This is a genomic window from Acinetobacter sp. P37 (assembly GCF_057480965.1).
The window spans coordinates 24338-36570 of record NZ_JBLIYY010000018.1 but is presented as its reverse complement, the minus strand read 5'-3'; the positions used below and the strand labels follow the sequence as shown (position 1 = coordinate 36570).

Sequence of the window (12233 nt, the reverse complement as noted above, 5' to 3'; positions counted from 1 at the left end):
AAAGATTTTAAAGATAGAGCTTTCCTAAGTTTTTCAAATTTAAGTGACAACTTCGGTATGAGGTCGGCCGAGCTCCGTAAATCTGTTGAGGACTGCTACACGTGCATGAATCTCATTCACTTGGCTATCAAAACTCCTTGCACTAAGCCTATCACCCAATAATTTGATGCAGTGCATCTTGGTTTCTACCAAACTTCGGCGATGATAGCCTGACCATTTTTTCCATAGTGTCCTGCCTAAACGTGTAACTGTTCGAAGTAATTCATTTCGCTCTAGCGAGCTACTCTTTGTATCTTTCCATGGTTTCGCATTTTTTCTAGGTGGAATCACCGCATGTGCTTGCCGATCTGCAATGACCTGACAGCATTGCTTGGTGTCATAAGCTCCATCGGTATAAACAGAGTCAATCTGCTCATCTTGTGGAGTTTGATTAAGTAAATCACCAAGCACCTGTGAATCACTGACATTATTGGTTGTGAGCTGAACTGCTCGTATTTGCAGGGTTTTGGCATCTATACCAATATGTAGTTTACGCCATTGGCGACGATATTCAGGTCCATGTTTCTTGCGTTTCCATTTGCCCTCACCTAGAAACTTCATGCCTGTGGAGTCCATGAGTAGATGCAGCCCATCGCTACTTTTTTGGTAGCTGATTGCAATATCAATATGCTTTTGTCTTCTACAAAGCGTGGTGTACGAATATCACTGATATTCGGGGCTGCTCAGCCGCAAAGTTTAATCAGACTTTGCACAAAGCCAGTGACCATATGTAAAGATAGACGGAATAAGGATTTAATCATTAAGCAGCATTGGATCGCTGCATCGGGGTAGGTTTGATTTCGCCCTTGTTTGCCTTTTGATGGAGCATACCATTGCGTAGCAGGATCAAACCAGATTGAAATATTTCCCCGCTTGATTAAAGCTTCGCAGTATTACTGCTCATATACGAGGACCAATTGGTTGTGCGGTAGATTTTGTGTGTAGGCTTCTTCATTTGAAAATTATATCGCTGAAAAAGCCTTTACAGATAGGTTTGTGCAACAAAGCCCTATTTGATTATCGTTTCTCAGAATTCAAATTTTTCTTACAACCAGCTTAAAGATGAGAGACGATCATTAGATGCATCAGTAGTTTGAATACCCCAAGTGCTTTTGCATCTTTATACTTGAAAGAGAACTTGATTCGCTCTTCATCCTCATTCAGGCTGAAATTTTCTGTCCGTAATGCTAAATCCTGTAATGTGTTTTTGAGCTGTTCCTTACTCCGTTGGGAAAGCTCAAGATGAAGATATTTTTTAGGAAATAAACTGCTGATAAAAGACAGAAACTTTTTCAGTTGACGTTTTTCATTTAGTTCAAAAATGAACTGAGCAGAATTGGGCTGAACTTTTTCAAGATAAATTGAATAGATAGTACTGAGCTGTTTTTTATATTGATGATGTACTGTCGTGAAGCGTTCCTGAACTTTATGAATGATCTGTTTTTCTTCCTGATTGGTTGGCAACATGGTAACCAATGCATTCGGAGTTTTCCTTAAAAAATCTGTGGTAAATAACCTCGATGATTTTTTTTGGTTTACACAGGAGGTTTTCAAATGTTGGGCTCTAGCACGTAATTTTTGCGCGATTTGTAAAGGAATGGCTTCAGGTAACATAAGGTCTTGTTCTTTTTCTACTGCAAGAATGTGATGCAATAATTCAAAAGTCATCTCTGAGTCATGAGCTCCTAGCATCAGTGAATCAGGCGATTTCTGTTGACCTAGTTGAAATTGATGATCATGTTGCCTGTAACGGTCTTTAGTGAGTTGATCAAATAAAAACTGTTTGATCGCCCGCTGCTGAACAGGATATTTAACAGCAGCATCATGTTTCAGAATATTAAAATAGGCTTCTTTAGGAAGCGGGCTGTGCATTTGATTCAGCTGGTAGCTAATTGCCAGATGCATTAAATGCAGATAGCTTGAACAAGTGGTTTCAGGCGTTAGGTGCCCGACAAAATGAGAGAGTGCATACCAGGTTTGCTGACTATTTCTGTTTCGCAGCAATGCATAACGGATACGTAATTGCTCATGTGGGCTATAGTCAGTAAATGCATCTGCAAGTGTTGAGTTTTTTAAAATCAGGTAAAGATGATTAAATGCAGAATGGCGCAGACTATGGTAAGTAAAATTGTGTTCTCCAAAAACTGGCTGGATCAATTGTTTCAATAGGGAATTCACTTCATTTTCATGAGTTTCTTCTAAGGACTGTTTTAAAAATAGCGGTTGTACAACTGATTTTCCTTGTTCTTTTAGCAGACGTTTTCTATTCTGACTATATGTTTTAAATGCATGTAATTCGTCGGCTTTAAGTAGATGATGCAGGGGAATCTTGCGGTAAGCTGAGTAGCTTTTTTGATTTTTATTGCGATTGTTGCGAATGGTGAGTATCACAGCATCTTCACTAATAAATAGATCACGTACGAAGATATTCAATGTTTCATTGATCCGTAGTCCGACTCTGAACCCCAGAATAAAAATCAGTTTAAATATATTTTTATCCTGAATTGAAATATCTTGAGTATTTTCGAGCTGCTCTAGCATGCGGTAAAAAATATGGGGCGAGATCAATGCGGTTCTACAGATTTTTACTTGGATTAAACTATCCAGATCCACAGTGGGCGCGTTAAAAAATAAGGTCTGTTTGTGATGAAACTCCTGTAGACGTTTTTGTAAAGTCTCTCTAGTTGTTTCTTTCTTTAATAAAAGCATTTCTCCATACATATCTTCAAAATCGGCATTTGAAAATGATGAAATGTCTTTGTCTTGCGTTGCCTGCAGCCAATGGACTGCAAACTGTGAAAACATGGTCTTCAGAGAACTTTGCTTGACCGGCTGAAAATCTGCACGTATAAGCTTGCGCTTAAATCGTTGCTGCTGCTGAATAATATGATTGAGAAGGTCCAGTTGAGGTTCCGTTAATTTTGAGCGCAGAATAGTCCATAGCAGCAAACGTTCCAAGGCTGGAGATTGTTTTTTAGCATATAATTCTATGAGTTGATCTCTATAGTTTTTTGCACGAATAGCTTGACGTATTTCTACTAAAATATCGACTTCATCTAACGTAATAGTGACCGTAGGCTTTTTCTGAGGTTTTTCACAAATATTCTGAACTGTATGGGTACGCGTGGGTTCAGACTGAATAAAATAGGCTGCTAATTGTTTTTCGAGAGGGCTGGAGCTGTAAATTTCATTTTTTAGGATACAAATGGAGATTTGATCCAGTCCGCTGTTTTTCAGGAACTGTGTATAGTAAAAACCGTATTTTAACAGGTCTTTACAACGTACCTTTTCCTCAGGGAAGCATTCAATAATACAAGCGTTAATCAGATGTTCTGCATCTTCAATATCCGAAAATAAATCAAACTTTTGATGTTTAAGTCTGTAGATCCAGCATTTCACAATGTCGTGTAGCACAAACGTTTTTGTATAGCTGACTGAAAAATCAGGGTCATTTATACGCTGATTACCGAAATTCCGGTTCGGGATTTCGAGTGTTACCATATGATTTAGGTTTAAAAAACTTTGAAATTTCTTTGTTTTTAAAATGATTTTTAAAAAAAATTGCAATTCGGCATGGTTATAAATGCCATTAAATAATATTGAACTGATCAAACAAAAGCCAAGAGATTGGGTGGGACTGAAGTCATTTCGTTTTGTCCAGTAAGCAATCATATTTTGGGCAAATTGAGTAACTTTTTTACCATGTTTTAAGGTTTCAATATTTTGTAGTGGCAGAGACCTTTCGTATCTTACGGGAGCGGCAGGCACTGGATAGTACTGATTTGATGAAAGATTAAAGCGCTTGATATATTTAGCAAACTCTATACGTGCCATCTGATAGCTACGGATATTTGACTTACAGTGTTCTAAAAGTTGATTATCAATTTGGCGACAAATTTCCGAATAGTTTTCAGGCGTCAGCTCTGTACATATCTTACTAAACAAGGTCAGAAGAAATGTTTTGTTTTTTCTATGCTTTTCTATTCTTTTGAGGGAGTGTGGATGTTTACTCATTCAATCAAGAACCCGTTAAATGTAGACATACTTTTAAGCTTTAAGAGTCCGACCAGCTTGTCTTGCGCTGCTCGAATATGATCGTAATCGGTAGCCTGAAAACCTGAATAGCGATCAAAAAGTTCCTGCATGGGTCCATCGTGACCAAATATGCCATTCAGCATGTCTTCATCGCAGTGCTGTGCAAAAAAATAGCGAGCGAAATGGCGAGTCCAATTGCGCTGCAAAAGTATATCTGGACTGTTATTTTCAATATCAGCAAGCTCTAAATTTCGGATATATCCTTCAGTCTTGGGATATACAAGAAAGGGGCATTGACCATCAAAGACTTCTTGAATTAACGCTGTTTTTACTTGGTTAGCACAAGCCTTCATAAGGTGCTGAAATTGTTTTAAGTAATTCAGATAAGACTGTATTTCATCTCTAAGAAAATTATTAAATGGCAGGTAGCGCCCAATGGTACCCGAATAACGTTGCTCTTTATCTGCAACAGCCACCAAACGGTTGTCGAGATCAAGATAATCGAGATTCGGGGGAAAGGCTTCATTTGGTCGAGCAGATGTCATAATCATGCAAACGTACCATAGCCAAATTGAATAATATTTCAGTGTTTTAAAAGGGTTAGGGTTGCCCCGAACTTGCTGGTCAAGCTGTTTAAAAAAGGATTTAACCAGAGGCAGGTCTGGCGTTTGCTGACTACCGAAAGTAACAGGGGATTTAAATTCTTCGATATAACTAGTGTCGAGCTGCGGGCAAACCAGATAAAGTGTTTGGCTATAAATATCGAGGATATCAACAATTTTCATTGAATAGTAATGGCCTGGGGTGTAGCTATTAACGTTTTCTCCACTAAGTAATTTACTTTCCAATTCATATCCGAGTTCATTCAACGTGATATCGCTGATTAAACGAGGAAGGTTTCGAGCTGTTAAATGAAAAGTAAGGCCGTCACTGATTCTACGTAAATATTCTTGTACATCGGAAGCAATATCAGCTTTATCCCACTTTTTTAGTTGAAAAATCTGATCAAAATAAACTTTAGGTAAGGGAATGGTAAAAGAATTTCCTATATTCAGCATATATTCTTTTAATAAAGCATCTTTAAATTTAGAGTTATCAAAACTTTGCCGAAAATAGAAGTTTTCAGAGCTAAAAGTAATTTCTTTTCTTTTTGAACTCAGACGGAAATTTTTCCGAAATACTAATAGCTCTTCATAATACGTCAAACTGAGTACTGAAAATAAAAGCAAGGCATGAATTGGAGAGATTTCTGCCTGTTCAAACAAAATTCGCATAATATGCTGTGCGGTAGGCAAATCAAAGACACGAGGATTTGACTTGCTCATTAACTGATTCTTGTTTTGATGCAGAACTTTATTCTTGAGATTATTGACCTGAGCTGTAATAGAGTATTGCTCAAGTGGATTAAATTCAAAATTATGATCTTCAACTTTTTCTATAGTTTTATCTTCGCGTGGTTGTTTGGCCGTACCTTGTTCAAAATGAGTCTGATGCGTTTGTTCATCATCGAGAGATATTCTTGATATCTTTTGAACATCAGTTTGAGGAGCTTCTTTGGCACCTGAACTGCTTTGGCGATTTCGTTTTAAACGTTCAGACTGAGTAAAGACATATTGATAGATGACACGTAGATTTGCCAGCTGGCCAATTCGTTTTTCATCTAATTCTGGTGTGGAGCGGTTAAGTAACTCTCTATTCTTAGTTTCTTCTTTGTTTAGAAATTCAAGCAGATCTTCCAACTCAATAGGGAGAGTTGGTAATGAGTTATAAAGCCAATGGTACTCCTGTTTTTTGCTGGCTAAACGAAAACGCATACAAAGATTTGCTACGGTGGCTGCATGTTCTTTGCTATCAAGCAATTCAATACATCTAGTATTGAAAATGGCCCATTTCAGGGCATTAGCTTGATATGCTGAAGGCGTATTAATGACTGCAATAAGATAATGAACCAGAGGATATTCACTGATTGATTTGTCTGCAAGTTTTTGAGTTATAATATTGTTAAGTTCAATAATTTCAGTAGGTTTAATGAAGTCATTGAGTTTGATTAAATTTTGAAAACTTTCTAGCTTTGCTTCTGCTAGTGTTTGATAGAATTCTCGAAACGGCTCAAGCTTTAATTCTTGAGTATCTTCTAAGTAACTATATCCGTTCATGATGATATTCCAGCCAGAATTTTTTCTAATGAAAGTGGACCAGCATAATTTGAAATAGAACTTACTGGACTTTTGGATTTAGATAGCCCTGATAATTCTCGTAGATGATTGATAGTTAAAACTTCCTGACCGAAAACTTCCTGAAGATGTGCGGCTAAGTATTGTTCATTTAGCCAATATGCGATGATATCTAAGCCATGAATTGAGTGATGTAATCCGGAACACAGTAAGGCCCTAACTTCGCTTAAAGCCTGGATGGTGAATTGGTAGGAATTATTTTTCTCATAAGCTCTGAACTTAAATTCATTTTTATTCTTATTGTAAAAATAAGCATAGATCCAGCTGAAATGACTACTAAAAAAATAGTGATCAGGTGTTTTAGTGGTAAGGAGCGGGATTTCGATATTCTGTTTAAAAGTTAAATTCAAGTGATAGTTTTGCTGTTTATCACTCAGTTGGAAAAAATAAAGCTATCCAGATTTGGTACGCATGCATACATTTTGGATAACACATTAATTTTAAGTTTTTTGAAGATACACGATGACTTTCAATAGCTTTTTTTTTATAGACATATGCTGATGTATCCCCATATTTATGCCAAGTGGCTGAAAAATAAAATATAATATTCACGTACTTTTTATAGGGGAGTCAAGGGTTACGCACCCTATATTGTGTTATTACATTGTAAATTTCACTATATATAGTGTTTTTAATCTTTTTAGCGGTAATTAAAACCCTATTGAATTATGTTTTTAGTAAATATTTAGAATGTTTAAGTTGGATTTACAAGGAATTGCATATGGAGATCAAAGAACTGAAACAGGTAGAAGTCATTACTGATGTTTTATGTGATGTATGCAACCAATCAACGAAACTAGAGTTTGGAACTTTATCGGCGCATTGGGGCTATGGTTCCAAGCATGACGGGGAAAGATATGAATTGCAGTTATGTGAGAAATGTTTCTTTTATGCCTTGGCGACATTAAGAAAAGAGCGAGCAGATGAGTTTATGTTTGATGAAAATTTTGACCCTTCAACCCTAGATGGGTTTGGGTTGAAGTGAACCTATCAACGCGATAGGTTCTAAGAATCCAAAAATATACTGATCCAAATTCAAGCCGGTAGTTTCATTTTTAATGGCGAATAAGGGATTCAGGAAAAATATTGTTCTTTGCTTCGAGGTCACTGAGTTCGGAAAAGGCTTGAATACCGCCTGCTACTTTAATTCCATTTAAAGCGACAGATAGAGCTTCCTGATCTGACGGGAATGTTTCATCCCATACCGTAGAAGTACCACTTTGACTCACTACTTCCAGTGTCCAATCACTGTCAGGCAGTCGATAAATGAGAATTTCGACCTGCTGATTATGTTCCTGAAAACTTGAGATAAGGGAGAGTCGATTAAATCATTTTCATCATAATCGTGAGTATGGTGATTGTCTGACATCAGAGGCAACCTTTATTGTACTTAACATCCGTCCATAGTAATGAATGAATCAGATTTTGCCTAGCAGGAGGAATATTATCGGTAAAAAGAGCGGTGAATTCTAAAAAAGAATTGCCCCGACAATAAAACAAAATAATCCAAAAATCACCCAAATCCAGACATTCGATTTGGGTTGCTCAGTATGTGATGTATAGAACGGTTGTTGTTCCTGAACAGGATTCTCTTGGTTGCCAGCTCTGTTCTTATAGGGCTGGTGTTTTGAATAGGATAGGCCTGTGCCAGGAATACCAACGCTGGTTCGGGTGCCTTTTTTGCCAATATTTAAAGAAGCACCAGGTTTGCCAATGCTCGCGCTACTAATGCCTTTATGCGTCAGATTGATTTTTAATCCAGGTAATATTTTAATACTCTTGCGAAATTTGAAGCCCATATTTTTTCCATTTACAAGAACCAGTTTGGTTTCTATCTCAGTTGTCCGGATACAGTGAAATAAGAGTTTGATTCATTCATGGGACTGATCATTTGACTTATCTAGTGAAATATCAGTATGTTCTTTAACATAAGATATTGGCTTTTAGACAATGAATCAAACATCAAATTATTACAATCAACATGCTCAAGCATTTTTTGAAAATACCTATCAGGTTGAGATGGAAAGTCTTTACGCACCATTTCTAAGATATTTGCCCGAACAGGCATTGATCTTGGATTTGGGCTGTGGCTCGGGGCGGGACACTTTGGCATTTAAGAAAAAAGGCTATCAAGTTGAGGCAATTGATTATTCTGCCGAGCTGGTTGAAAAGGCGAGAGAGCTGACAGGCATCGAGGTACGTCAGCAAAGTTTTTATGAGCTGAATGAACTAGCTAAGTATGATGGGATTTGAGCTTGTGCTTCTCTTTTGCACTGTGAAAGAGATCGCCTGACTGAAGTCCTGGCGCGCATATTTAAAGCATTAAAGCCAAATGGTGTGTGTTATATGTCTTTTAAATATGGCGATACAGACCGTGAGAAAGAAGGGCGCAGCTTTACTGACTTGAATGAGCAACAAGCTTACGACTTACTCAAACAAATAGATCAGGCTTTACTGTTACAGCAATGGATTACTGTAGATAAACGTCCAGACCGTACAGAAGAGTGGATCAACGTAATATGGAAAAAGCAATCACATGCTTTTGATTATTACCCACAGCGTTTATACAGTCGTGCCGAGTTAATGAAAGAGCCCTCTTTGATTCCTGCAGAACACGGGATTTATTTTTGGTGGTTCAAAACAAATCCACCGGGAATCCCAACAAAAAACTGTATAAGGTATCAAGAATACACTTTGTTGTATGTTGGCATATCGCCTGACAAAAAGACTAAACCAAATAGTAAATCAAACTTGAGAATACGGCTTAAAACACACTTTACAGGTAACGCAGAAGGTTCAACACTAAGACGAACATTGGGCATACTTCTGGCTGAGATGAGTGGGTATCCGCTTAGAAGAGTAGGGTCAGGTAATCGTATGACTTTCACGCATTCAGGTGAGCAATGGCTGGATGCATGGCTTGAAGATAATGCATATGTGTCCTGGATAATTTGTGAAGAACCTTGGAATGTTGAGGAAAAGGTTTTTGAACAAACGATACTGCCACTCAATTTGAAAGGTAATCAGCACGAGTTTAAAGAAACCCTTTCAGCTATGCGTAAAAAAGCCATTCAAAATGCGAAAATGATGGAAATCGCTACGGAAGCAGGATTACAAAGACAGGTGAAGCTTCAACATGTGGCAGGATGATCACTTTATAGAAAATAATAAACCTACACCCAACGAGCAGCTGAAATTCTTGAAGCATATTCAGCAGATATTGCAGTCAGGGACTTTTACTTCGACATATAAGTTTGCTTTGCTGATAAGTATCACGCGTCTGGCGATTGAACAGGGTCAAGATACTGGTGCTGCCTTGCATTTGGAATATCAGGATATTGCTGAAAAGTTTATTGACCTGTACTGGAAACAGTCACTGCCGTTTCAGTTTAACCAATACAAGCCTTTTACTATTCATCAAAGCACTGGTAAGCAGGCAAAGATCATCGGTGAAATTCAGAATGCACAGCAACAATTCAAGACCTTGGCCGCGTTGAGAAAGGATGTACTTTAATGGAACAGGCTGAAGCGAACAGTTGCGACAACGGTAAAGCAAATGCCGGTAGTATATTTGCAGAATCTGAATGGTCAAACGGTAGAATTTCTCTATTGCCTTGAAGACTCAATACAGTCCCTCAAGCTTTTACCCAAAGTGATGTATTGTTTGAGACAGTTTAGTGAAATTATTGAAGAGCTTTGCCAGAAGCGCTGGATTGATTTTGTCCGGCTGAATAAGCAGAACTTGGCTGTATTAGATGGGTTACCTGACCTAGATGAATTCATGTTTGCTCCAAGTCGTAACCAATTGGGGCAGGTCGCGGACTTCTTAATTGACTTACAGCAATGCCAGTGTTTTTACTGTGGAAAAAGTCTCAAAAATTCAAAATATGCAGTGGATCATTTTATTCCATGGTCTTTATATCCTGCTGATACCGGACATAATTTTGTTCTGGCAGATGAAAAATGCAACTCGCAAAAAAGTAATTATTTAGCATCACAGCAATTCTTACATCAGTGGCAGGAGCGTAATCATCTGCATGATCAATCGATTATTCGAGAAATTTCTCAATTAGGTTTTCTAACCGATCTGCAACGTTCGCATCGGGTTGCCGACTGGGCGTATAAGCAGGCAATAGAGAATGAGTATTTAGTTTGGTTGGGCGGAAAAGATAAGCAAATTTTTCGATCTATTGGTTTATAAGAAAGACCTTAGATCCCTTGTTTATATAGTTTATTGTAGTTGATGATATCTTGGGTCAATGGAAATTGATCAGGATATAATTTGTACCTTTCAATATATATTTTACGTTTCTGGTCATAAATTTTTTTAATTTGCACCAAATCTATATGAAGGAAATCACGTAAATAAATGCTATTTAATACTAAGATTGCCAATGCTTTTGAGTTTTTCTCATTTTCTATAGCCATAAGTGTATTTTCGATATTTTGAAATTTGGTAGAAGACTTATCTAAGTTGTTCTTAGCTATTTTTTTTAGCTCATCATAAAAAATAAAATTTAAATCGGGGAAAAAATAATGTTTCCATTTTTGTGATGTTAGATATTGACTGTATCTCTGTTCGATTAGTTGAAATGCTTGCTTTTGCTTTTGCTTTTGCTTTTGCTTTTGTAAGGGTATACTAGCTTGGTGTTTTAATTTTTTAATATACGGTAAGTATTGAAGACCAAATTTATCCAGCATTTGTTCCAAACGAAGCTTTTCTTTTTGTAATTCTAACTCTTTGATCTTTTTACCAAAGCCACCTCCCACTTTTGAACCGATTAATGCGCCAACTCCTGCTCCTATAACACCTCCAATAACTGGCATAAACACAAGACTCCCTAAACCAAGCCCGATGGATGCACCAACTTTTGCCATGGTCAGACTCCCTACAGTTTTGGAAGAAAAGTCGATAAGAACGTTCTTATTTATCGAGTTTTCATCTCCACCGGCTTTTAATAAACGTTGTCTTTCATTGAATGCAGCTATTCCGCTTGCAATAGGCAAATGTAGATCGAATGAATCTAAGGCAGCATTACCATTTGCCTGTTCGATGGTAGAGTCAAATTGTTGCGATATATCGGCATGACTCAAACCTTCTAATGGCTGTATATTATCTATTCCAATATTTTGATAGGTATCTTCAGGCACTAAATAAGTCACATCTGGATGTGCCAAAGCTGTCATTTTAATGCTGTCTATATCTAGAATGGTTTTGACATTTACGAGATCACCGTCAATTTTTAAGTCCCAGACTTCTTGATTGGATGTGCTAGCCCAGACAATTTCATGGGTTTGTCTATCTAACAGATCACTTACTTTTTGTTCGCCAATATAACCGATTAGACGATTTCTAAAGCCTGATAAAGAAGTTTCATCTTTCTCTAACATATTCAACATTAAATAATTTGAGACATCTAATGCTGAATTTAACTCTTCCTGGCTACTAAAATCGACGGCTTTAATTACACTTGGATCAATACTGTAAACTTGCCATAAATACTCACCGATAGCTAAGCCTGCTGGAAAAAAAACTGAATAATCATTTTTCTGATTTTCTGTAGGTAAATGTAAACTTGCACGGATATGCTCACAGCGACTACGATGCAGTTTTATCTTTCTAATAAAAATAAAACTGCTATAGCCTAAAATTGTCACCACGAAAAAAATTAACCAAATCATATAAATTTATTCTTAAGACATATACGACGGTACTTGAGTCGAAAGCTGGCTTTTCAGTTTCTCTACCAACATTGGTATCTCTTCATCATGGTGTATCATGGTGTATCATGGTGTGGTTCATATGGCGTATCAATTAAGCCCTCAGCTCCTAATAGCTCCATTTTTCGTGCTTCAATTTTGGAACGAAAGGTAGAAATAATTTCTAAAGGTTCCTTGAGCTCTAATGTAGAATTTCGAAAAATA

6 protein-coding genes and 5 pseudogenes are annotated in these 12233 nt (G+C 37.3%); 4 read left to right on the top strand and 7 right to left on the bottom strand.

The features are described from left to right. Positions 1–39: 39 nt before the first annotated feature. From AC25JC_RS14450 to AC25JC_RS14435, 4 genes and pseudogenes are all read right to left on the bottom strand, one after another. A pseudogene (locus tag AC25JC_RS14450) lies at positions 40–994 on the bottom strand (IS5 family transposase). A gap of 101 nt (positions 995–1095) precedes the next feature. Further along, complete coding sequence (locus tag AC25JC_RS14445; RefSeq protein WP_486924302.1) at positions 1096–4053, bottom strand: tyrosine-type recombinase/integrase; 2958 nt, start codon at positions 4051–4053, stop codon at positions 1096–1098. Beyond that, complete coding sequence (locus AC25JC_RS14440) at positions 4050–6230, bottom strand: hypothetical protein (protein WP_486924301.1); 2181 nt, start codon at positions 6228–6230, stop codon at positions 4050–4052. Before AC25JC_RS14440 ends, AC25JC_RS14445 begins: the two co-directional genes overlap by 4 nt. Continuing rightward, positions 6227–6725 (bottom strand): annotated as a pseudogene (locus tag AC25JC_RS14435) (hypothetical protein). The gene AC25JC_RS14440 and the pseudogene AC25JC_RS14435 overlap by 4 nt, the downstream one beginning before the upstream one ends. A gap of 304 nt (positions 6726–7029) precedes the next feature. Between AC25JC_RS14435 and AC25JC_RS14430 the strand changes: the two are divergent. Continuing rightward, positions 7030–7293 (top strand): hypothetical protein, encoded by a 264-nt coding sequence (locus tag AC25JC_RS14430; protein WP_078210212.1) that lies wholly within the window; start codon positions 7030–7032, stop codon positions 7291–7293. Positions 7294–7363: 70 nt separating this feature from the next. Here the strand turns inward: AC25JC_RS14430 and AC25JC_RS14425 are convergent. Both AC25JC_RS14425 and AC25JC_RS14420 read right to left on the bottom strand, forming a co-directional pair. Continuing rightward, positions 7364–7677: pseudogene (locus tag AC25JC_RS14425) on the bottom strand (hypothetical protein). A gap of 100 nt (positions 7678–7777) precedes the next feature. Further along, on the bottom strand, positions 7778–8107 hold the full coding sequence (locus AC25JC_RS14420) for a DUF4236 domain-containing protein (protein ID WP_486924300.1): 330 nt from the start codon (positions 8105–8107) through the stop codon (positions 7778–7780). Between the two features lie 151 nt (positions 8108–8258). Between AC25JC_RS14420 and AC25JC_RS14415 the strand changes: the two are divergent. The 3 genes and pseudogenes from AC25JC_RS14415 to AC25JC_RS14405 all read left to right on the top strand — a co-directional run. Continuing rightward, positions 8259–8837 (top strand): annotated as a pseudogene (locus tag AC25JC_RS14415) (class I SAM-dependent methyltransferase); the annotation flags it as partial. Positions 8838–8891: 54 nt separating this feature from the next. Continuing rightward, a complete protein-coding gene (locus AC25JC_RS14410) occupies positions 8892–9458 on the top strand; it encodes a GIY-YIG nuclease family protein (protein WP_486924315.1) in 567 nt (188 codons plus the stop codon). Further along, positions 9445–10509: pseudogene (locus tag AC25JC_RS14405) on the top strand (HNH endonuclease). Before AC25JC_RS14410 ends, AC25JC_RS14405 begins: the two are co-directional and overlap by 14 nt. Positions 10510–10517: 8 nt before the next feature. On the opposite strand, the gene AC25JC_RS14400 reads toward AC25JC_RS14405, so the two are convergent. After that, positions 10518–11990, bottom strand: a complete 1473-nt coding sequence (locus tag AC25JC_RS14400) for an oxidoreductase (protein WP_486924299.1) — start codon at positions 11988–11990, stop codon at positions 10518–10520. Between the last annotated feature and the right edge of the window lie 243 nt (positions 11991–12233).